This is a genomic window from Agrobacterium fabrum str. C58 (assembly GCF_000092025.1).
Classification (GTDB): domain Bacteria; phylum Pseudomonadota; class Alphaproteobacteria; order Rhizobiales; family Rhizobiaceae; genus Agrobacterium; species Agrobacterium fabrum.
Map to the genome: position 1 here is coordinate 1,485,201 of NC_003062.2, position 20,966 is coordinate 1,506,166.

Annotated in this window: 20 protein-coding genes and 1 tRNA gene; 8 read left to right on the top strand and 13 right to left on the bottom strand. The window is 59.1% G+C overall.

The window, feature by feature from the left end; translation table 11 throughout:
• Positions 1–7: 7 nt before the first annotated feature.
• The 5 genes from metG to ATU_RS07395 form a co-directional block, all read right to left on the bottom strand.
• Positions 8–1,558 (bottom strand): methionine--tRNA ligase, encoded by a 1,551-nt coding sequence (gene metG, locus ATU_RS07375; protein ID WP_010971668.1) that lies wholly within the window; start codon positions 1,556–1,558, stop codon positions 8–10.
• 111 nt (positions 1,559–1,669) lie between these two features.
• Positions 1,670–2,695, bottom strand: coding sequence for a DNA polymerase III subunit delta' (locus tag ATU_RS07380; protein ID WP_010971669.1), 1,026 nt, complete (start codon positions 2,693–2,695; stop codon positions 1,670–1,672).
• Positions 2,688–3,362 carry a dTMP kinase gene (gene tmk, locus ATU_RS07385; RefSeq protein WP_035216759.1) on the bottom strand — a complete coding sequence of 225 codons (675 nt, stop codon included), beginning with the start codon at positions 3,360–3,362 and terminating at the stop codon, positions 2,688–2,690. The genes ATU_RS07380 and tmk overlap by 8 nt, the downstream gene beginning before the upstream one ends.
• Before the next feature lie 131 nt (positions 3,363–3,493).
• Positions 3,494–4,666, bottom strand: coding sequence for a D-alanyl-D-alanine carboxypeptidase family protein (locus ATU_RS07390; RefSeq protein ID WP_010971671.1), 1,173 nt, complete (start codon positions 4,664–4,666; stop codon positions 3,494–3,496).
• Positions 4,667–4,739: 73 nt separating this feature from the next.
• Positions 4,740–5,828, bottom strand: coding sequence for a septal ring lytic transglycosylase RlpA family protein (locus ATU_RS07395; RefSeq protein ID WP_006316227.1), 1,089 nt, complete (start codon positions 5,826–5,828; stop codon positions 4,740–4,742).
• A gap of 328 nt (positions 5,829–6,156) precedes the next feature.
• On the opposite strand from ATU_RS07395, the gene ATU_RS07400 reads away from it, so the two are divergent.
• The gene (locus ATU_RS07400) at positions 6,157–6,501 is read left to right on the top strand and encodes a hypothetical protein (protein ID WP_010971673.1); all 345 of its coding nucleotides are present in this window, start codon (positions 6,157–6,159) and stop codon (positions 6,499–6,501) included.
• Between the two features lie 133 nt (positions 6,502–6,634).
• On the opposite strand, the gene ATU_RS07405 is transcribed toward ATU_RS07400, so the two are convergent.
• From ATU_RS07405 to ATU_RS07420, 4 genes are all read right to left on the bottom strand, one after another.
• A tRNA-Ser gene (locus ATU_RS07405) sits at positions 6,635–6,724 on the bottom strand.
• A 100-nt stretch (positions 6,725–6,824) separates the two neighbouring features.
• Positions 6,825–6,989, bottom strand: coding sequence for a hypothetical protein (locus tag ATU_RS07410; protein WP_010972605.1), 165 nt, complete (start codon positions 6,987–6,989; stop codon positions 6,825–6,827).
• Positions 6,990–7,318: 329 nt separating this feature from the next.
• Positions 7,319–7,546 (bottom strand): hypothetical protein, encoded by a 228-nt coding sequence (locus ATU_RS07415; protein WP_006316230.1) that lies wholly within the window; start codon positions 7,544–7,546, stop codon positions 7,319–7,321.
• 15 nt (positions 7,547–7,561) lie between these two features.
• A complete protein-coding gene (locus ATU_RS07420) occupies positions 7,562–7,825 on the bottom strand; it encodes a hypothetical protein (protein WP_035258829.1) in 264 nt (87 codons plus the stop codon).
• A gap of 137 nt (positions 7,826–7,962) precedes the next feature.
• On the opposite strand from ATU_RS07420, the gene ATU_RS07425 reads away from it, so the two are divergent.
• The 3 genes from ATU_RS07425 (at position 7,963) to ATU_RS07435 (ending at position 10,664) form a co-directional block, all read left to right on the top strand.
• The gene (locus ATU_RS07425) at positions 7,963–8,682 is read left to right on the top strand and encodes a hypothetical protein (RefSeq protein WP_010972621.1); all 720 of its coding nucleotides are present in this window, start codon (positions 7,963–7,965) and stop codon (positions 8,680–8,682) included.
• A gap of 138 nt (positions 8,683–8,820) precedes the next feature.
• Entirely contained in the window at positions 8,821–10,320 is a 1,500-nt protein-coding gene (locus tag ATU_RS07430) for a D-alanyl-D-alanine carboxypeptidase family protein (RefSeq protein ID WP_010971674.1), read from the top strand.
• An 83-nt stretch (positions 10,321–10,403) separates the two neighbouring features.
• Complete coding sequence (locus ATU_RS07435) at positions 10,404–10,664, top strand: hypothetical protein (protein ID WP_006316234.1); 261 nt, start codon at positions 10,404–10,406, stop codon at positions 10,662–10,664.
• Positions 10,665–10,760: 96 nt separating this feature from the next.
• Here the strand turns inward: ATU_RS07435 and gyrA are convergent, their stop codons facing one another.
• Entirely contained in the window at positions 10,761–13,553 is a 2,793-nt protein-coding gene (gyrA, locus tag ATU_RS07440) for a DNA gyrase subunit A (RefSeq protein WP_035258824.1), read from the bottom strand.
• Positions 13,554–13,770: 217 nt separating this feature from the next.
• Between gyrA and ATU_RS07445 the strand changes: the two genes are divergently transcribed.
• Together ATU_RS07445 and ATU_RS07450 are read left to right on the top strand one after the other, a co-directional pair.
• The gene (locus tag ATU_RS07445) at positions 13,771–14,400 is read left to right on the top strand and encodes a MarC family protein (RefSeq protein WP_006316239.1); all 630 of its coding nucleotides are present in this window, start codon (positions 13,771–13,773) and stop codon (positions 14,398–14,400) included.
• Positions 14,401–14,532: 132 nt separating this feature from the next.
• Positions 14,533–15,681, top strand: coding sequence for a CBS domain-containing protein (locus ATU_RS07450; RefSeq protein ID WP_010971676.1), 1,149 nt, complete (start codon positions 14,533–14,535; stop codon positions 15,679–15,681).
• Between the two features lie 41 nt (positions 15,682–15,722).
• On the opposite strand, the gene ATU_RS07455 is transcribed toward ATU_RS07450, so the two are convergent.
• The 3 genes from ATU_RS07455 to ATU_RS07465 all read right to left on the bottom strand — a co-directional run bounded on the left by ATU_RS07455 (position 15,723) and on the right by ATU_RS07465 (position 16,926).
• The gene (locus ATU_RS07455) at positions 15,723–16,013 is read right to left on the bottom strand and encodes a type II toxin-antitoxin system RelE/ParE family toxin (protein WP_010971677.1); all 291 of its coding nucleotides are present in this window, start codon (positions 16,011–16,013) and stop codon (positions 15,723–15,725) included.
• The gene (locus tag ATU_RS07460) at positions 16,006–16,272 is read right to left on the bottom strand and encodes a type II toxin-antitoxin system ParD family antitoxin (RefSeq protein WP_010971678.1); all 267 of its coding nucleotides are present in this window, start codon (positions 16,270–16,272) and stop codon (positions 16,006–16,008) included. The genes ATU_RS07455 and ATU_RS07460 overlap by 8 nt, the downstream gene beginning before the upstream one ends.
• A gap of 90 nt (positions 16,273–16,362) precedes the next feature.
• Positions 16,363–16,926 carry a single-stranded DNA-binding protein gene (locus ATU_RS07465; RefSeq protein WP_046033543.1) on the bottom strand — a complete coding sequence of 188 codons (564 nt, stop codon included), beginning with the start codon at positions 16,924–16,926 and terminating at the stop codon, positions 16,363–16,365.
• A gap of 264 nt (positions 16,927–17,190) precedes the next feature.
• Between ATU_RS07465 and uvrA the strand changes: the two genes are divergently transcribed.
• Both uvrA and ATU_RS07475 read left to right on the top strand, forming a co-directional pair.
• A complete protein-coding gene (uvrA, locus tag ATU_RS07470; protein ID WP_010971680.1) occupies positions 17,191–20,112 on the top strand; it encodes an excinuclease ABC subunit UvrA in 2,922 nt (973 codons plus the stop codon).
• Positions 20,113–20,165: 53 nt separating this feature from the next.
• Positions 20,166–20,966 carry a DUF72 domain-containing protein gene (locus ATU_RS07475; protein WP_010971681.1) on the top strand — a complete coding sequence of 267 codons (801 nt, stop codon included), beginning with the start codon at positions 20,166–20,168 and terminating at the stop codon, positions 20,964–20,966.

Consider the following 20,966-nt stretch of genomic DNA (forward strand, 5'->3'; position numbering starts at 1 on the left):
CTCGCCTTCACGCTTCCGGGGCAACGTAACGCGGGAAGACCGGCTTCGGCGCTTCGAGCGGTGTGCCTGGAGCCAGACGACCGGCTTCGCCGAGCGCCGTGAAATCTCTGCCGTCGGCAGGCGCCGCAACGAGATCGAGCAGCTTCTCGCAGGACTGAGGCATGAAGGGCTGCAGCAGGATGCCGATCTGGCGCACCACTTCGGCCGTCACGTAAAGCACGGTGCCCATGCGCTCCGGATCGGTCTTCTTCAGCGCCCACGGTTCCTGCGACGCGAAATAACGGTCGGTTTCCGAAACGACGGCGATGATGGCGGCAAGCGCGCGGTGAATGAGCTGCTTGCCCATTTCCTCGCGGCAGACCGCAAGCAGCCCGTCGGCAGAAGCGAGCATCGCTTTGTCGTCATCGTTGAATGCGCCGGGCGTCGGGATCTGCCCGTCGCAATTCTTGACGATCATCGACAGCGAACGGCTGGCGAGATTGCCGATGCCATTGGCGAGATCGGCATTGATGCGGGTGGCGATGCCCTCTTCGCTATAGCTGCCATCCTGGCCGAAAGAGACTTCGCGCATGAAGAAATAACGAACCGGATCGAGGCCGAAATGGGCAACCAGATTGGCAGGGTCGACGACATTGCCGAGCGACTTCGACATCTTCTCGCCCTTGTTGAGCAGGAAGCCGTGCGCGTAGACCCGCTTGGGCAGCGGCAGCTTGGCGCTCATCAGGAAAGCCGGCCAGTAGACCGCGTGGAAGCGGATGATGTCCTTGCCGATGATGTGCACGTCGGCAGGCCAATATTTGGCGCGCGGGCCGTTCCTGTCCTCGATGTAGCCGGTCGCGGTAATGTAGTTGGTCAGCGCATCGACCCAGACATACATGACGTGCTTCGGATCGTCGGGAACCTTGATGCCCCAGTCAAAGGTGGTGCGGGAAATCGACAGGTCCTTCAGACCGGATTTGACGAACGAGATGATCTCGTTGCGGCGCTCGGCCGGACCGATGAAGTCAGGGTTCTCCTCGTAGAGCTTCAGGAGTTTTTCCTGATATTCGGAGAGCTTGAAGAAGTAGCTTTCCTCTTCCACCCATTCGACCGGTGTGCCCTGCGGCCCGTAACGGACACCGTCTGCGCGCACTTCCGTCTCGTCCTCGGCGTAATAGGCCTCGTCGCGCACGGAATACCAGCCGGCATAGCTGTCCTTGTAGATGTCGCCGCTATCGGCCATCAGGTTCCAGATATTGCGCGAGGTCTCGTGGTGACGCTCTTCCGTGGTGCGGATGAAATCGTCGTTCGAGGCGTTGAGCAGCTTGCCCATTTCACGGAACTGGTCGGAATTGCGCTGCGCCAGCTCTTCCGGCGAAATGCCTTCCGCCCTTGCCGTCTGCTGCATCTTCTGGCCGTGTTCGTCCGTGCCGGTCAGGAAGAAAACATCCATTCCGTCCAGGCGCTGAAAACGTGCCATGGCGTCCGTCGCAATCAACTCATAGGCATGGCCGATATGCGGCTTGCCGTTGGGGTAGGAGATCGCGGTGGTGATGTAGAACGGTGTCTTGTCTGTCATGACGGTCTATCGACTTTACAGGCTGTTTTTTGGATAGACCGCTCTTAAACCATTGTTCGCAGCAGCGAAACAACAACTTCCCCATTTTGGGTATGATTCATATCCCGGCGCCTAAACCGAACGGATATCTTCCAGAATGGAAAGCACCATCTGCTTCTTGTCGAGATTATAGGCCTGCGCCACGGTGATGCGTTCCGAAAGCGTCGAGGAAAGCCGCGCATGTTTTTCCGCCGCCGCGATATCGCCCGCCATTGCCGCAGCCCGGGCCCGCTCCATCAATTCTTCCGTCACATGTTCCATGAAGAATCCGAGAACGATGTCGCCGTCCTTCTGCGCCAGAACCTCGGCAAGCTTGTGCATGCGCTTGCGTGCCCCCGGCCCTTCGGCGGACATGACTTCGGCAAAGGCCTCGACAATGTCGGAACCGCCGTAATTCATCAGCTTCAACGCCTGCGCGACACTGCCTTTGGACGCCGTAAGCAGGGCGTCGCGCTTTTCGCCTTCAGGACTGATGTCGAGTTGATCGAGCGCTTGGACCATGGCCGCATCGGAAAGCGGCAGGAGCCGTAGCGGCATGCAGCGCGAGCGGATAGTCGGCAGCAATTTTCCCGGTGCATGCGAAAGCACGAGGAACATCGCCCGTTTCGGCGGCTCCTCCAGAATCTTCAGGATGGCATTCGCGGCATTGCGGTTGAGATCGTCGGCCGGGTCGATGATGACGATACGCCAGTTGCCGGTGCCCGAGGTCTGGGAAAAGAAATGCCCTGCCCGCCGCACCTCATCCACGGTGATCGCGGATTTGACGCGGCCGGTCTTCTCATCCACCGGACGCGTCAGATGCAGCAGATTATGGGAAGCACCGGCAGTGATCTGCCGGCTGACGAGCGATTGCGGATCGGGGTCAGCAAGGAAATCCGGTGCGGATGCGGGATCGGGATGGGTCAGCACATGATTGGCGAAACGGAAGGCGAGCGTCGCCTTGCCGATGCCCTCCGGTCCTTCGATCAGGATGGCGTGATGGCCTTTGCCCGAGCGATAGGATTGCGCAAGGAACGCCTCCGCCTCTTCATGCCCGAAAAGCCTCGTGTTCTGCTGCGGCGCAATCGCGCCGTCGAGAACGCCCTGAACCTCACTCATGCGCCGCGTCCGCAGCGTTTCCCGCACGCTCGAGCAATGGCTCGACGAATGACATGACGTCTTCCGTTACCTTGTCTTCCGGCTGGTCAGCATTGACGATACGGCAGCGACGCGGTTCGGCCAGCGCAATATCCAGATAGGCCTCGCGCCGCTTCTCGTGGGTCTCGATTTCCTCTTTTTCGAAGCGGTCGGGGGTCGCTCCCTCATCTGCACGTTTTCTGGCGCGGGCCAGGCCCTTTTCGGCAGCGATATCGAAGATCAGCGTCAACTCGGGCACAACGCCATCAATGGCTATCCGTTGCAGCGTCTCAATGAAATCAGGCTCCAGATTGCCGGTCGTGCCCTGATAGACACGCGAGGAGTCAAGGAAACGGTCGCAGAGCACGATCTCGCCGCGCGCAAGCGCCGGGCGAATGACCTCCTCGACATGGTCGTTACGCGCCGCCGCAAACAGGATCGCCTCCATGCGCACGCCGAACGATTCGGCCGCACCTGACAGAATGACGTGTCGGACCGCCTCGGCGCCCGGCGAACCACCCGGCTCACGCGTGACGACCACCTCGAAACCACGGCCGCGAAGCGCCTCGGCAAGCGTGCGAATCTGCGTCGACTTGCCAGCGCCTTCGCCGCCCTCGAAGCTGATGAACAATCCGGTCTTTTCGGCCAATGTCTCGTCCTGCACGGGTTTCCTGAAATTCGAAATGCCTGTTTACAGCATCGAAGCGAAATGTGTGAAGCGCTTTTGAGAAAAACCAGTGCCTGAACAAAAGCATAGGAATAAGGCAGCGAAAATGGCCGTCACAGCCAGAAGAGCAGCAATTCCTTCAGCGCGCCCGTCGCATTCTGTGTGAGCGAACCTTTGCCCACCGCCGTCTTCGTATAAAGCGGCACTTCACGCAGCAGCCGTTCGCCCGAAAATATCTTGAGTGTTCCAGCGTTCGCGCCGACATCCAGCGGCGCATTCAGCGGCCAGCGATAGACGATGCGGCCGGAAATGCGATCCGGATTATTGACCGGCACCAGCACGCTGACATCTTCCTTCGGTGAAAGATCGATATGCGAGACATCGCCGCCATAAACGCTGACGGCGCCGACGGCTTCATCCTTGCTGAAAAGATGGCGTTTTTCGAAAGCCGTCAGGCCCCAGTCCACCACCCGGCGGGCTTCTTCCTGTCGCGTCTTGTCATCGGCAATGCCTGCAAGCGCCAGATAGACGCGGCGCCCTTCCCGTTCGGCTGAAACGACAGCTGCAAAACCGCTGCCCTCCGCAAAACCGAGCCCGAGACCATCTATGCCGCTGCCCGGCATCAGCAGCGTGTTCTTGTTGCGCTGGAAAATCCGGTTCCACTCGAAATCGGGCTTGGTGAAAAGCGCGTAGCGATCGGGATAGGTGTCGTGCAGATGCTGGGCCAGACGCACCATATCCCTGGCGGTCGTCTGGTTGCCGGGATCGGGAAGTCCCGTGGAATTGGAAAATATGCTGCGATTCATGCCAAGTTCGCCCGCCCGCGCTGTCATGCGCTTGGCGAAAGCGGCATCCGAACCGGCCATGCCTTCAGCCACGATGATGCAGCCGTCATTGGCATTCTGCACGATGATGCCGGTCAGCAGATCGTTGATGCCGACTGAGGATTTCAGGGCCGCAAACATCGTGGAGGTGCGCGAGGGAGCGCCGCCCGTGCGCCAGGCATATTCCGAGACCGGATAGGCCGTTTCCGGCGTCACCTGCCCTTTGGAGAGCGCATCAAGCACCACTTCCACCGTCATCAGCTTGGCAAGCGATGCTGGCGGAAAGGACTGATCTTCATTTTGCGAAAGAAGCACCGTGCCGGTTTCGGCATCGATCATATAGGCTTGTTCAGCCTTGGCGATGAAAGGGGCTGTCTGCGATTGCGCCGCACCCGCACTGAAAAATGCGAAGGCGGCCACAACGATGGCCGACCGGTAAGAGCGATGTATGGCCTTGCGCATGAAACCGCCCAGTCCTGCGTGCTGCAACCGGCTGCACGCCATGAAAGCGAAAGGCAGCCTTACTCTCAATTCGTCAGCGAGACTTCGCCTGCTGACGCTTCACATGGGCGAGTATCGATTGCTCGTTGAGCGCACCACGGTCGACGAGCACGCTATCGAAGGCGCGCACGGACTTGGAAACCGTAGCTGATTCTTCGGAATAGGCCGCCGAATATTTGGAAGACGGCGTCGGCACGCGCAGATAATTTCCGCCGGGCGCTGCCGGCTCACGCATGAAATTGCCCTCCGGCCGCTCGGCCAGGAATGGGCCGATTTCCGGCAGGATAACAAACTGTTCGAAAGCCGGCTGGACGCCATTCACCAGCGGCATGGCCTGAAGTGCGGCATTCTTCTTGGAGCCGACCAGCGCCGTCTGCGTGGAGCCGCCATAATTCGGGTTGGACGCCGGCGCCGGCACGAAATTCGGAGAGGCCGAAGCCACCATCACGCCCGTTGCAATCTGCCCTTCCGGCGCCACGCCCGGCGAGCGCGAACCCTTCGGAATATAGGAGGCCATCAGATAGGGCATATCGTGACCGTCGAGCGGGGCACGGCCGGCATATTGCACACGCACATTCGCCGTACCTGTCGCCTTCATATCGAGAAGATCGGCGGTCTTGCTGGAAACGTCGATCAGGCGACCTTCATGAAAAGGTCCGCGATCGTTGACGCGTACCAGCACCGAAGAGCCATTTTCCATGTTGGTGATGCGCGCATAGCTCGGCAGGGGAAATGTCGGATGTGCGGCGGAAAGATGTTCTTTATCGTAAACTTCGCCATTCGCCGTCAGGCGGCCGTGGAAGGCGGAACCGTACCAGGAGGCGAGACCGGTCTTGTTGTAACCCGGCTCTTCTTTCGGAAAATAACGACGGCCCTTGACCGTATAGGCATTGCCGACCAACTCTCGTCCGCCGCCCTTGGGAATGCTCTTCCCATCGGCCACACGCGGGCTGGCTTTGACGCCATATTCCGATTCCGAGAAATATTCCTTGCTGCGCTTGGGCTTAGGCTTTGTCTCAGAGGTTGTGGAACACGAAGCTGTCGCAGCGCAAAGCACGGAAATTGCAAGCCACTTCACACCCGATCTGGTGCTGATGCCGAGTTTTTTGACCGTAGATTTCAAATCGTCTGCCCCACGCTTATTGGCCCATGCTTCTGGCTTGGAGAACCGCACCCTCACTTGCCTCGATGATTTGCCCCTGCCATCGAAGCACCTAACAGTCGCTTAATCTTGTGCATAACGTGGCGAAAATGCGAACGACTTCTGCAAATTCGATAAAATTGTAACGAACGTGGTTAATGATTTCTATCCTTCCAGCCCGCTCCTGGGGTGCGATCTAACCGCCCCCGCCGTCTCTTCCCAGCCTATACGCAAGGAACAAATGGATGACGACGGCGTTTTCCCCCCGCAAACAAACGAGCTTCCGCCGGTTTCGGCTGAGGGAGGAAACATGATCAAGTTTATGAAAACCACAGGCCTGGCAATCGGCCTCGCCTTCGCATCCTTCGCCGCAACGGTACCCGCAGGGGCGCAGGACATGGAGCTGAGAATCGGGCCGGATGGCGTTCGCCCTGTCATCCGCGATCGTGATCGGGACCGAGACATGGACCGCCGTGGCTCTCCTCGTATGCGCGGCTGTAGCGAACGCGAAGCGCGCGCTGCCGCCCGCGAGGCCGGACTACGCGATCCCGAAGTCGTGCGCGTCACTCCCGGTCGTGTCGTCGTCGAAGGGTTCACGCGCCGAGGCCAGGATCGCATCACATTCGCAAACGAACGGGGCTGCCCGGAAATCTGATGAGATCAACCACCGCCTGGAACCCGCCGTAAGGCGGGTTTCTCGTCGTGACGATTTTTGGCCACCCCAAATCCTGACGACACGTCGGGATCATTCCCCGCGTCATCGCGTCGGCATAATTGTTTTGGCGGAATGGCAGATGGGGTGGGATTCGAACCCACGGTACGCTCTCACGCACGCCGGTTTTCAAGACCGGTTCCTTAAACCACTCGGACACCCATCCTTCGGTGGTGAGGCTTTATAGCGTTTTCAAAATGGCCGTCAATCCCGCCACTTCAAGCGGATGCCTCCCCGCACTTTCCCTGCGAGGATCCCCTTGCGGATCATTGTCCGGGCGTGGTTCCAGAAGGCAGCAGCGAGCCTTCCCCGGAAGGAACATTCGGTACCTGCTGCGCTGAATCAAACAGTGTCAGGCTGAGAACGATTGCGACAAGCACCAGCAAAAGCGCCACGAAGAGGATTCCCGATTTATCCATACGTTTGCTCATGTCACGTTATGTTAAAGGCGAATATGTGCAATTCGAGGCAATGCAAAGAATAAAGCAAAAGTCTGTCAAGTTGTCTTACAGATTTGCATAACTCATCGTTCAAAAAACTGCAGATTGAGCGAAATTTATGCATAGGCGTACTGTTTGGGACGGAAATGGCCTATCGCGTCAGCACTATTGTCACTTATATCAAGCCATCGCTCCCGGGCATTGCCCAACTTTCCCCGAGCGATCAACCTGCCCCGCCCGTTTGCGGGGCTTTTTTCTTTTATGGTCACGCAAGATGAAGGGCAGCCAAAAGGCCAGCGCCTCTCTATGACGTCCCCACCTCAAACGCCGATGCCCGGTCCGCCATTGCCGTGCCGGCCGTCTCCCCGGAGAATATCCTCGAACAGGTTGAGAAGCGCCGGCGGCAGGGTGTCGGAGAATTCCGCAATGATCTCGCTGGCGCGATTATAGGAATAGATGGCCGAGAGCGTCAGAACCAGAAGCACGATCCAGGGCCAGATTGGCTTGCGCCTTTGCGGGTCACCGCTCTGCTGTTGGGGTAAAGTCATACTACCACCTTCCGTTCAGGCCTTCACGCGCGGTTCGCCTCCAGGCGCATAGGCGGTTTTCTGCTGGAAGCGGAATATATTGCCACATTGGGCGCAGCGGATCATGAAATCCGTCGGATCGCCCGAAGCGCGTTCCGTGCGAAATCCCCTCGGCATGTCATCGATGCGAAAATCCACATCCCGTCGACTCTTGTCATCCGATTCCGACGCCTCGGCAAAACCCTGATGACCACATTTGGAACATTCGAGCTTTCGGGAATATCTGTCGCGCGCTGCCATCTGCCGTCCTTTGTTTGGTTGGTATCAGGTAGCAGCGGCAAAACGTCATTTCAATGCCGGCCGCCTCGGGTTAAAGCTTTGTACGGCTATTTTCCGTCTGGAAAATCATCCGGCGGCCGGAACGAATATGGAAGTCCATGCACGACCAAAGACCCCTGCTTTCATCGTCTCTCGTGCGCTGCGCAGCCCTCATTGCCGGAATTCTTCTCATCATCCTCGCCGCCCTCAATGTCGGCATCAAATGGTATGGCGAGCGGATTCTCAAAGCGGGACATGTGACCGATACCGATGAGGTGGCGATCACCATCGGCGATGATCGGCTGAAACTCGCCAAAAACACGCTGCGAACCCCTTTAGAGAGACAGGGCGGCGAAAGCGAACGGGTCGACCTCTATCTCACCTGGCCTGACCTCAAAGGATATGAGGACGCGAATCGCGCGATCTTCGACGATCCTGCTCAGGCGGCGGGGCTGATCTTCGTCCAGCTCTCGCAAAGCACCATGTCGGAAGATATGTCCGGCCGTTTTGGGCCGATCTATTCACGACTGACCGAAGGCGAACCGGTGCCGCTGAAACACGGCCTCCTGCTGCATCGCCTGCGCGCCGATTCCGGCTATGGCAAGGAAGTCATCCTGACCGGCGAACGTGAAAACGACGATACCTTTGTGGCGCGCTGCCTCCTGCCGCAGCCACCGCAGGAAGCAACGGGCAGCGACTGTCAGAGGGATATCCATATTGGCCAGGACCTCAGCCTGTTTTACCGTTTCTCGGCCAATCTGCTGCCGCAATGGCAAAAGGTTGATGCGGATGTGAAAACCTATATCGCGCAACGCCTCGTAAAAGACGGAAAGCCGTGACACGGCACGGCACAGATTGGGTGCGAAAAGTCGCATTTTATGGAAGGCGGATACCTTTCATAAACCACTTGGTAACGCCATCCCGATAAAGTTTCTTGCCGGAGCATCGGGCGGGGCGTGTCCGAGCGGAACAGAAATATGCGATTGAAGAGTTCAGCAGTGTTGAAAAGTCTATCTGGAGCACATTCGCGCAAAGCGGGTGCAACGTCTTTCGTGAGGTTTGTTGCGTTGACCCTTGCTGCGGCGTTCATAGCCGCAACATCCGTTCAGACCGCAAAGGCCGACCCGAAATATGCGGGTATCGTCATCGACGCAAAGTCTGGCAAGGTCCTGTATGGTGAGGATCCTGACGGTCTGCGTTATCCGGCATCGTTGACGAAGATGATGACGCTTTATCTGACATTCGAGGCACTCAACAGCGGACGCATTTCGCTTGATTCCAGGGTGACTGTTTCGGCCAATGCCGCAAAGGAGCCGCCGTCGAAGCTCGGCGTGCGCGCCGGCGGCAGCGTTACCGTGGAACAGGCTATCCTTGCCCTCGTTACCCGGTCCGCAAACGATATGGCGACCGCGCTCGGCGAACATCTCGGCGGCTCGGAAGACCGTTTTGCCAGAATGATGACGGCAAAGGCCCGTGCACTTGGCATGACCCGCACGACCTATCGCAATGCCAACGGCCTGCCCAACACGGCGCAGATGACGACGGCACGCGACCAGGCCCGTCTCGGCATCGCGCTTCGCCAGCATTTTCCGCAATATTACGGTTATTTCAGCACCCGAACCTTCAATTTCGGCAAGCAGGTGATTGGCAATCACAATCGCCTCGTCGGAACCGTGAAGGGCGTGGATGGCATCAAGACCGGTTACACCCGCGCAGCCGGCAGCAATCTGGCGACATCAGCGCAGCTCGATGGCCGCTCTATCGTCGCCGTCGTTCTCGGCGGACGCTCCAGCGCTGCCCGTGATGCCACCATGCGCAAGCTCGTCGCAACCTATCTGCCGCAGGCATCGCGCGGCGGCAACAGCAACCTGATCGCACAGACGCGTTCTGGCCCGGTCGAAGAACCCGTTACCGTGGCGGCAGCCGCGCCTTATCCTTCCGTGGCAGTCGCCGCAACCGATTCCGGCCTGCCCAACGCCGGTCCCGTTCCGCAGACCCGTTACGAAGAAGCACCCGTCACAGCCTTTGCAGGCTCTTCTTCCAATGCCGCCGTCAAGGCCATGGAAGCCGCCACCTGGCAGAAGGGCAAAGATCCGATCGTTCGCGCACCGGTCGCTCCCGATCGTAAGCTGATCACCAACTCGACCAAGGTGGACAATATCGTCACGGCATCGACGGCAGCATCCGCATCCGCCGCACCTTCCGTCTCACCCAGGGCAGAGGCGCCGCAGGGTGGCTGGGTCATCCAGATCGGCGCATCGCCGGACGAAAACTCCGCCCGTGGCCTGCTGCAGAACGCACAGGAAAAAGGCGGCGCGGCACTGCGCTCCGCAAAACCCTTCACGGTCGCCTTCAGCAAGGACGGCTCCCAGATCTACCGCGCCCGTTTCGGCGGCTTTGACGGCCAGAACGCTGCGGTAAATGCATGTAACGTATTGAAAAAGAAAGGCGTGAGCTGCTGGGCGTCACTCCAGTAACTGATGTTTCCGCAGGCGGTGCTTCATTGTCGAAACATCGCCTGTCTCCTCGAATTGTGTAATGAGTAGCGAGGCTTTCGAAGATGGCAGTCAACGAGAATTATTCGGACATTGCGTCTGGCAACGGGCATGGCAGCCAGTCGGTTCTGCATCCCATTCACGAGGCGGCAATGCGTATCGCCGATCTCGGCCTCAACCGTTCCAAGGCAAAGACGCGTGATCTCGTCAGCCTGCTTCTGTCGCACGGTGCCCGCGCCTGGCGCGCCAACCAGCCGGAAGCCCGAATCCACCTTCATGTCGCCCACCGCTCGGGCCGCGCACCAATCCATATCCGCATCCGGTAACGAACCGGACGCAGCAAGCAAGACCCAAAGAAAAACCCCGCGGCGCTCAAGCACCGCGGGGTTTTCTGTTGATTGGCGAAGCAGAAACGAGGCGGCTTACGCCTCGCTCTCCGGTGCTTCAGGCGCATCCGGCAGATTATCATCCGCCTCGTCGTCATTGCCGTTCTCCGCCTCATCGTCGCCCTCAGGCTCGTTGATGCGCTCCACGGAAACCACTTTCTCGTCCTTGGCGGTCGAGAAGATCGTGACGCCCTTGGTGGCACGGCTGGCGATGCGGATGCCGTTGACCGGCACACGAATGAGCTGACCACCATCGGAAACCAGCATGATCTGGTCGCCCTCTTCCACCGGGAAGGCAGCGACGAGTTCGCCGATTTCGTTGGTCTTGGCGGTATCGGTGGCACGGATGCCCTTGCCGCCACGGCCCGAGGTGCGGAAGTCGTAAGAAGACGAACGTTTGCCGAAGCCCTTCACGGAAACCGTCAGCACGAATTCTTCGCGGGCCTTCAGCTCCTGATAACGCTCTTCGCTGAGTTCGCCCTCTTCCGTCACTTCCTCGCCGACGAGTGCGATATCTTCCTCGTCCACGCCAGCGGCACGGCGCTCGGTGGCCGAGCGCTTGAGGTAGGCGGCACGTTCCCACGGTTCGGCTTCCACATGGCCAACGATGGTCATGGAGATGATGCGGTCGCCCTCAGCCATGTTGATGCCACGCACGCCGACGGAGTTGCGGCCGGCAAAGACGCGCACATCGTCCACGGGGAAGCGGATGCACTGGCCGAGCGCTGTCGTCAGCAACACGTCGTCACGATCGGTACAGGTTTCGACGGAGAGGATTTCATCGCCCTCCTCGTCCAGCTTCATGGCGATCTTGCCATTGCGGTTGACCTGAACGAAATCGCCGAGCTTGTTGCGGCGAACCGTACCGCGCGTCGTCGAGAACATCACATCCAGCGTTTCCCAGGCGGTCTCATCCTCGGGCAACGGCATGATGGTGGTGATGCGTTCGCCGGGCTCCAGCGGCAGCATGTTGATGAGGGCCTTGCCCTTGGATTGCGGTGTACCGATCGGCAGGCGCCAGACCTTTTCCTTGTAGACGATGCCACGCGAGGAGAAAAACAGCACCGGCGTATGGGTATTGGCAACAAAGAGACGGTTGACGAAATCCTCGTCGCGCGTCGCCATGCCGGAACGGCCCTTGCCGCCGCGGCGCTGCGCCCGGTAGGTGGTCAGCGGTACGCGCTTGATGTAACCGAGATGCGAAACGGTAACGACCATATCCTCGCGGGCGATGAGGTCTTCATCGTCCATGTCAGGACCACCCTCGACGATCTGCGACCGGCGCGGCGTGCCGAACTCGTCGCGGATCGAAACAAGTTCGTCCTTGACGATCTGCTGGATACGCACGCGCGACGACAGAATGTCCAGATACTCGCTGATTTCAGCGCCGATCTTGTTCAGCTCGTCGCCGATCTCATCGCGGCCAAGCGCGGTGAGGCGGGCAAGGCGCAATTCGAGAATGGCGCGCGCCTGCTCTTCGGAAAGATTGTAGGTGCCGTCTTCGTTGATGCGGTGGCGCGGATCGTCAATGAGACGGATCAGGCTTTCCACATCCTGCGCCGGCCAGCGCCGGGTCATCAACTGCTCGCGGGCCGAAGCCGGATCGGGAGCATGACGGATGACGCGGATGACTTCGTCGATATTGGCGACCGAAATCGCCAGACCGACCAAGACATGCGCGCGGTCGCGTGCCTTGCGCAGCAGATACTTGGTGCGGCGGCTGACGACGTCTTCACGGAAGGAAACGAAGGCCCGCAGCATGTCGAGCAGCGTCATCTGTTCCGGCTTGCCGCCGTTCAGCGCCACCATGTTGCAGCCGAAGGAGGTCTGCAGCGGCGTGTAGCGATAAAGCTGGTTCAGGATGACTTCGGCATTGGCATCGCGCTTCAGTTCGATGACGACGCGATAACCCTGGCGGTCGGACTCGTCGCGCAGGTCGGAAATGCCCTCGATGCGCTTTTCCTTGACCAGCTCGGCCATCTTTTCGATCATCGAGGCCTTGTTCACCTGATAGGGAACTTCGGTGATGATGATCTGTTCGCGGTCGCCGCGCATCGGCTCGATGGTGGCGACGCCGCGCATGATGACCGATCCACGGCCGGTCTCATAAGCCGAGCGGATGCCTGAACGGCCCATGATCAGCGCGCCGGTCGGAAAATCCGGTCCGGGAATGATCTGCATCATCTCGGGCAGTTCGATCGCCGGATTTTCAATCAGCGCGACGCAGCCGTCGATAACCTCGGACAGATTGTGCGGCGGAATATTGGTGGCCATGCCCACCGCGATGCCGCCTGCCCCGTTGACCAGAAGGTTCGGGAACTTCGCGGGAACGACAACCGGCTCCTGCAGCGTGCCGTCATAGTTGTCGCGGAAATCGACCGTTTCCTTGTCGAGATCGTCGAGCAGAGAATGCGCGGCCTTTTCGAGACGGCATTCGGTGTAACGTTCGGCCGCCGGCGGATCGCCATCGATGGAGCCGAAATTGCCCTGTCCGTCAATCAGCGGCAGACGCAGCGACCAATCCTGCGCCATACGCGCCAGCGCGTCATAGATCGCCGAATTGCCGTGCGGATGGAATTTACCCATCACGTCACCGGTGACGCGGGCGCATTTGACGTATTTCTTGTTCCAGTCGATGCCGAGTTCGGACATGCCGTAGAGGATACGGCGATGAACCGGCTTCAGGCCGTCTCGCACATCGGGAAGCGCGCGGGACACGATGACGCTCATGGCGTAATCGAGATACGACCGCTGCATTTCCTCCATGATGGAAATCGGTTCAATGCCTGGCGGAAGTTTTCCGCCGCCGGGGGGGCTCTGGTCAGTCAAAACGGATCACATTCTCTGTTAAGAATCGGATGGATTTTTATAGCGGAAACAGCAACGTTAAGCCAATTTCCCGGCGAGTTTTGAACAGGCTTTTGCGTCATTTGCAAGACGAGCGCCGCTTTTCACGATTTAGCCCGGCAAAAGCACCGCCGCTCCCTTTCAATGTTCCGGCGAGTTGCGTAGGCTTCGCCGTAAAAACAGATAAGACGGGGAAAGAATGGCCAGCAGCGAAACCCTCATCAACGCGCTTACCACACTTCTGGTCACGCTCGATCCGCCCGGTCTCGCCCCCGTTTTCCTGGCGCTCACCGTCGGCATGACGCGCGATCAGCGCAGCCAGGTAGCGTTGCGCGGCTCCATCATCGCCTTTGGCATTCTCGCCGTCTTCGCGCTCTTCGGTCTCGCCATTCTCAACCTGCTCGGCATTTCGCTCGGTGCCTTCCGCATCGCCGGTGGCCTTCTGCTGTTCTGGATTTCCTTCGAGATGATTTTCGAGAAACGCCAGGAGCGCAAGGAAAAGACCTCGGAAATCGCCATCACCAAGGATCATCTGCATAATCTGGCGGTCTTTCCGCTGGCCCTGCCGCTAATCGCCGGGCCGGGCGCCATTTCCGCCACCGTGCTGCTTGCCGGCTCAATGAAAACCACCGTCGAGATGGTGGTGCTCATCCTGATCCTCGCTTTCGCCATGGCCCTCGTTTATGCCGCGCTGATCGTCTCGGAACGCATGGACCGTTTTCTCGGCAATACCGGCCGCGCCATCCTCACCCGGCTGCTCGGCGTGCTGTTGGCAGCACTCTCGGTACAATTCGTGGTCGACGGCATAAAGTCGGCCTTCGATTTCTGATCTCCGCTATGATCGCATGTCTGCGCAACAAAATCCCGCATGCGGCGATAACCCAGGAAAATCCGTCCTTTAAATCCGGCTGCCATTTCGGCTAAAAGACGCGCATCTTTTCCGAATTCGAAAGTTGTCATCATGCGTTCCACGCTGCGCCGCCTCATCCCGGATGCCGCACCTGTCAGCAACAGGGAAAGGCTACGCACCGCGACCGGCGCCTTTTTCGGCATTCTGCTGACTGGCCTTCTCGGCAGTTTTGCTCTGCGTTTCGATCCCACCCTGCCCGCCATGATCGCGCCGATGGGCGCCTCGGCCGTGCTTTTATTCGCCGTGCCCTCCAGCCCGCTGGCCCAGCCCTGGTCGATCCTGTGCGGCAATCTGGTATCGGCTTTCGTGGGTGTAACCGTGGCGCTGCTGGTGCAGGATCCATTCCTCGCCAGCGCGCTCGCCATCAGCTTTGCGATCGCCGCGATGATGGCGCTGCGCTGCCTGCATCCGCCAAGCGGTGCCGTCGCGCTGACGGCCGTTCTCGGCGGTCCCGTCGTGCACAGCCTTGGTTATGGCTTCCTGCTCTGGCCGGTCGCCGGAAACTCGCTGATCCTTTTGGCCCTGGCACTCCTCTATAACAATGCCACCGGCCGCGCCTATCCACACGGCCTGAAGCCTGGAAAGGCCGCCCACGGCACGACCGATCCCACGCCCATCCAGAAGATCGGTTTTTCTTCGACCGATCTCGACGAGGTGCTGAAGGAATATGACGAGGTTCTCGATATCGACCGGGACGAGCTCGAGACCATCCTGCGCAAGACCGAACTGCGCTCTTACCGCCGCCGCGCGCTGCATCTCGATTGCGCCAGTGTCATGTCCCGGGATGTGATCGGTGTCGCCCCCGATGATAGCCTGCGCCACGCCCATGCGCTGATGCATAACCACCATTTCAAGGCGCTGCCCGTCACCAACGACAAGGCCGAAATCGTCGGCATCGTCACCCAGACGGATTTCCTGGAAAAGGCGAGCTGGAGAAACGGCCGTCCCTCCATCGGCTTCCTGCAGCGGCTGCGCCTCATTCTGTCTGGCGCAAGCGCCCCCAACGATACCGTCAAGGACATCATGACCTCGCCGGTGAAAACCGTGCTGCCGGAGACTTCAATCGAGGAAGCCATCATCCGTTTTGCTGAGGAAGGTCTGCATTACCTGCCGGTCATCGACGCGAAAGGAAAGATGGTGGGAATCGTGTCGCAATCCGATGTCATGGTTGCGATGCTGGCGGACAAGGTGGCGGCCTGAGCCTTTCCTTGGAGCCAAGAACAACCTGCCGTCGGAAGCCGTCAAAGCTTTAAGCGGCGGATGCTCCGACCATGGACAATGGTGAGAATGAGCACGCCGGAACCGTCAGTTTCATAAAAAATGACATGGCTTCCATGTTCGTGTCTACGTATGCCTTCTCCAACAATCGTGGCTGAACGTCCCATACGTGGATTATTGCCAAGCAACTGGAAACAGCTTTCCATGCCGTCTTTGTACAGACGTGCCTGATTCAATCCGAACCGTTCAATACCATAGAGGAAGATGTCGAGAATTTCGTTTTCGGCTTGCGTGCTCAACCGATAATTATTCACGCATGACACCGTGGGCTGTCGCTACACGTTCAGCTTCCGCGAACAAATCATCCATGCTGCGGGACCCGACACCACTGGCGCGGGACTCCGCAACGATTTGGCGAAGCTCGTCAATGCTGAAATCCTGCCCTCGCCGGGCCCAGTCACGTCGTACGAGATCCCGCACATAGTCACTGGCGCTGGCGTATTCGCCCTTCTGGATACGGCTTTCGATCCAGTCTTTCATCGGGTCTGGCAAGGAAAAGGTCATGTTCGCCATGTCTCAAATCTCCTGTCAGCCCGATGATGATATCAATACATCGAAAAAACCACAAAATTCTGACTTGCGGCAGTGTCGACAGTATCAGCCTCAGAACGGAATATCGTCATCCATATCGTTGGAGAAGCCACCGGAAGGCTGGCCGCCGCCACGGGATGAGCCGCCGCGCGGCGAGGACTGCTGGTCGTAACCGCCGCCGCTGCCATAATCATTGCCACCGCCGAAATCGCCGCCACCGCTGCGACCACCACCGCCTTCACCGCGACCGTCGAGCATCGTCAGCGTGGAGTTGAAGCCCTGCAGCACGATTTCGGTGGAGTAGCGGTCGTTGCCGGTCTGGTCCTGCCATTTGCGCGTCTGCAGCTGGCCTTCAATATAGAGCTTGGCGCCCTTCTTGACATATTGTTCGACGACCTTGCACAGGCCTTCGTTGAAAACCACGACGGTGTGCCATTCGGTCTTTTCCTTGCGCTCACCGCTGTTGCGGTCGCGCCAGGTTTCCGAGGTGGCGATACGCAGGTTGGCGATGGGGCGGCCATCCTGCGTCCGGCGGATTTCGGGATCGGCGCCGACATTCCCGATCAGAATTACCTTGTTTACGCTACCAGCCATCTCGTCATCCTGTCCGCCAGCCTTCATGACCGGCAATTGCATTTCAAAAAATCCCGCACACAATAACCACCACCGCCCGCAAAGGGCACCGCAGGCAGGGAACTATCCACAAAGAATAATCTTAAGCTGTGGGAGCAGACATTCGCGCTTGCAATTCGTTCCTTTTTTGTTCTATTAAATCGCAGATTTCGAGTCAAGCATTCCGAAAAGCTGCGCCCGATAGGAAATAGACCTCGACACCTCCGGCTGCGTCACTACATAAGGACGCGCTGCCAGCAAGTGTGTTATTTTTGTCCGAGCCTTGTCATGAGTGAACTGAAGACGATTTCCATCCGTGGCGCCCGCGAGCACAATCTCAAGGGCATCGATCTGGATCTACCGCGCAACAAGCTGATTGTCATGACCGGGCTTTCCGGCTCGGGCAAGTCGTCGCTTGCCTTCGACACGATCTATGCCGAGGGGCAGCGCCGTTATGTCGAAAGCCTTTCGGCCTATGCGCGCCAGTTCCTGGAAATGATGCAGAAGCCGGATGTCGACCAGATTGACGGTCTGTCTCCGGCCATTTCCATCGAGCAGAAGACAACCTCGCGCAATCCGCGCTCCACGGTTGGCACGGTCACCGAGATTTACGACTATATGCGCTTGCTGTTCGCGCGTGTCGGGGTGCCCTACTCACCTGCTACCGGCCTGCCGATCGAAAGCCAGACAGTCAGCCAGATGGTCGACCGTATCCTCGCTTTCGAGGAAGGTACGCGTCTTTATATCCTCGCGCCGATCGTGCGTGGCCGTAAAGGCGAGTACAAGAAGGAACTGGCCGAGCTGATGAAGAAGGGCTTCCAGCGCGTCAAGGTGGATGGCCAGTTCTACGAGATCGCCGACGTTCCTGCCCTCGACAAGAAATACAAACACGATATCGACGTGGTGGTCGACCGTGCGGTGGTGCGCCCGGATATGGCCGCGCGCCTCGCCGACAGTCTCGAAACCTGCCTCAAGCTCGCAGACGGGCTGGCTATCGCCGAATTCGCCGACAAGCCGTTGCCACCTGAAGACACCGCCGCCGGCGGCTCTGCCAACAAGTCTCTTAACGAGACCCACGAACGTGTGCTGTTTTCGGAAAAATTCGCCTGCCCCGTTTCCGGCTTCACCATCCCGGAAATCGAGCCGCGTTTATTCTCCTTCAACAACCCCTTCGGCGCCTGCCCCAGCTGCGATGGCCTCGGCTCGCAGCAGAAGGTGGATGAAAACCTGATCGTTCCGGAGCCGGCGCGCACGCTGCGCGACGGCGCCATCGCCCCCTGGGCAAAGTCTTCCTCGCCCTATTACAACCAGACGCTGGAAGCGCTCGGCAAGGCCTTCGGTTTTAAACTGTCCAGCAAATGGACGGATCTTTCCAAGGAGGCGCAGCACGCCATTCTTCAGGGTACCGACGACAAGATCGAATTCAACTATCAGGATGGCGCCCGCTCCTACAAGACGGTGAAGAACTTCGAAGGCATCGTGCCCAATCTGGAGCGCCGCTGGAAAGAGACCGACAGCGCCTGGGCGCGGGAGGAAATCGAGCGTTACATGTCGGCAGCCCCCTGCCCGGCCTGCGCCGGTTATCGCCTGAAGCCGGAAGCGCTCGCCGTCAAGATCAACAAGCTGCATATCGGCGAAGTCACCCAGATGTCGATCCGCAAGGCACGCGACTGGTTCGAGGTGCTGCCGGAAAATCTCAACGCCAAGCAGAATGAAATCGCAGTCCGTATCCTCAAGGAAATCCGCGAACGCCTGCGGTTCCTCAACGACGTCGGGCTGGATTATCTTAGCCTGTCACGCAATTCCGGCACGCTGTCCGGCGGCGAAAGCCAGCGCATCCGTCTGGCCTCACAAATCGGCTCGGGCCTGACAGGCGTTCTTTACGTTCTGGATGAGCCTTCGATCGGCCTGCACCAGCGTGACAATGCCCGCCTGCTCGAGACACTGAAACACCTGCGCGATATCGGCAATACCGTCATCGTTGTCGAACATGACGAGGACGCCATCCTGACGGCGGATTATGTGGTCGATATCGGTCCGGCCGCCGGCATTCACGGTGGTCAGGTGATCGCGGAAGGCACGCCGCAGGACGTGATGGCCAATCCGAAGTCACTGACCGGCAAATATCTCTCCGGCGAACTCGGCGTTGCCGTGCCAGCCGAACGCCGCAAGCCGAAAAAGGGTCGCGAGATCAAGGTTTTTGGCGCCCGTGGTAACAACCTCCAGAATGTCACGGCTGCCGTGCCGCTCGGCGTTTTCACCGCGGTAACCGGCGTATCAGGTGGTGGCAAGTCCACCTTCCTGATCGAGACGCTTTACAAATCGGCGGCGCGCCGGGTGATGGGCGCGCGCGAAATCCCGGCCGAACATGATCGCATCGACGGTTTCGAATTCATCGACAAGGTGATCGATATCGACCAGTCGCCGATCGGCCGCACGCCGCGCTCCAATCCCGCCACCTATACCGGCGCCTTCACGCCGATCCGTGACTGGTTCGCCGGCCTGCCGGAAGCCAAGGCGCGGGGTTACGCGCCGGGCCGTTTCTCCTTCAACGTCAAGGGCGGCCGCTGTGAGGCCTGCCAGGGCGACGGCGTCATCAAGATCGAGATGCACTTCCTGCCCGACGTTTATGTCACCTGCGACGTCTGCCACGGCAAGCGTTATAATCGCGAGACACTGGATGTTACCTTCAAGGGCAAATCCATCGCCGACGTGCTGGACATGACGGTCGAAGAAGGCGTGGAGTTCTTCGCCGCGGTGCCGGCGGTCCGCGACAAGCTGCAATCGCTGTTCGATGTCGGCCTCGGTTACATCAAGGTCGGCCAGCAGGCCAACACGCTCTCAGGCGGTGAAGCGCAGCGCGTCAAACTCGCCAAGGAACTGTCGAAGCGCTCGACGGGCCGTACGCTCTATATCCTCGACGAACCGACGACGGGCCTGCATTTCCACGACGTCAACAAGCTACTGGAAATGCTGCATGCGCTGGTGGAACAGGGCAATTCCGTCGTGGTGATCGAACACAATCTCGAAGTCATCAAGACGGCCGACTGGATCATCGATATCGGCCCCGAAGGTGGCACGGGCGGCGGCGAAGTGGTGGCAACCGGCACGCCGGAAGACATCGTCAAGGTCGAGCGCTCTTATACCGGCCACTTCCTGAAGGAACTTCTCGACCGCCGGCCGGCCGGGAAACGCGAGGCTGCGGAGTAATCCGCAGCTTTGGCAAAGGTTCAAAAGGCCAAAAGCCTGTGGAGGAACAGCATATGTCGACATCAGGAACAATCCGCACGGGTATCGGCGGCTGGACTTTCGAGCCCTGGGAAGGCACGTTTTATCCGGAAAAACTGACGAAGAAACGTCAGCTCGAACATGCCAGCCGGCAATTGACGGCAATAGAGGTGAACGGCACCTATTACAGCAGTCAGAAGCCGGAAACTTTCGCCAAGTGGGCTTCCGAAGTCCCCGACGACTTCATCTTCTCGCTAAAGGCGAGCCGCTTCGTCACCAATCGCAGGGTTCTGGCCGAAGCCGGTGAATCCATGACGAAGTTCCTGACGCAGGGTCTGACGGAACTCGGGTCTCATCTTGGCCCGATCCTCTGGCAGTTCGCGCCCACGAAGAAATTCGATGCGGATGATTTCGGCGCTTTTCTGGCGCTGCTGCCGGAAAAACAGGACGGCATTTCCCTGCGGCATGTGGTCGAGGTGCGCAACGAGACATTTCAGGTACCGGAATTCATCGATCTCATCGCCAAATACAAGGTCGCCGTCGTCTGCGCCGATCATCACGATTATCCGATGCTGCCGGATGTGACCGCCGACTTCGTCTATTGCCGTCTGCAGAAGGGCGAGGACGATATCAAGACCTGTTATCCGCAGACCGGGATCAGCGACTGGGCCAAACGGCTCAAGACCTATGCGGCGGGCGGCGTGCCTGATGACCTGCCGCTGACCGCGCCCGGGCGGAAGGTCGAAAAGACCCAGCGCGACGTCTTTGCCTTCTTCATCACCGGCGGCAAGATCAATGCGCCCGTGGGTGCGCAGGAACTGCAAAAAGCGGTCTGA

Bases quoted from the DNA above. Each gene is read 5' to 3' on its own strand.
- metG (WP_010971668.1), bottom strand. From the start codon at position 1,558: ATGACAGACAAGACACCGTTCTACATCACCACCGCGATCTCCTACCCC.
- ATU_RS07380 (WP_010971669.1), bottom strand. From the start codon at position 2,695: ATGAGTGAGGTTCAGGGCGTTCTCGACGGCGCGATTGCGCCGCAGCAG.
- ATU_RS07390 (WP_010971671.1), bottom strand. From the start codon at position 4,666: ATGCGCAAGGCCATACATCGCTCTTACCGGTCGGCCATCGTTGTGGCC.
- ATU_RS07400 (WP_010971673.1), top strand. From the start codon at position 6,157: ATGATCAAGTTTATGAAAACCACAGGCCTGGCAATCGGCCTCGCCTTC.
- ATU_RS07410 (WP_010972605.1), bottom strand. From the start codon at position 6,989: ATGAGCAAACGTATGGATAAATCGGGAATCCTCTTCGTGGCGCTTTTG.
- ATU_RS07415 (WP_006316230.1), bottom strand. From the start codon at position 7,546: ATGACTTTACCCCAACAGCAGAGCGGTGACCCGCAAAGGCGCAAGCCA.
- ATU_RS07420 (WP_035258829.1), bottom strand. From the start codon at position 7,825: ATGGCAGCGCGCGACAGATATTCCCGAAAGCTCGAATGTTCCAAATGT.
- ATU_RS07425 (WP_010972621.1), top strand. From the start codon at position 7,963: ATGCACGACCAAAGACCCCTGCTTTCATCGTCTCTCGTGCGCTGCGCA.
- ATU_RS07430 (WP_010971674.1), top strand. From the start codon at position 8,821: ATGCGATTGAAGAGTTCAGCAGTGTTGAAAAGTCTATCTGGAGCACAT.
- ATU_RS07435 (WP_006316234.1), top strand. From the start codon at position 10,404: ATGGCAGTCAACGAGAATTATTCGGACATTGCGTCTGGCAACGGGCAT.
- ATU_RS07445 (WP_006316239.1), top strand. From the start codon at position 13,771: ATGGCCAGCAGCGAAACCCTCATCAACGCGCTTACCACACTTCTGGTC.
- ATU_RS07450 (WP_010971676.1), top strand. From the start codon at position 14,533: ATGCGTTCCACGCTGCGCCGCCTCATCCCGGATGCCGCACCTGTCAGC.
- ATU_RS07460 (WP_010971678.1), bottom strand. From the start codon at position 16,272: ATGGCGAACATGACCTTTTCCTTGCCAGACCCGATGAAAGACTGGATC.
- ATU_RS07465 (WP_046033543.1), bottom strand. From the start codon at position 16,926: ATGCAATTGCCGGTCATGAAGGCTGGCGGACAGGATGACGAGATGGCT.
- uvrA (WP_010971680.1), top strand. From the start codon at position 17,191: ATGAGTGAACTGAAGACGATTTCCATCCGTGGCGCCCGCGAGCACAAT.
- ATU_RS07475 (WP_010971681.1), top strand. From the start codon at position 20,166: ATGTCGACATCAGGAACAATCCGCACGGGTATCGGCGGCTGGACTTTC.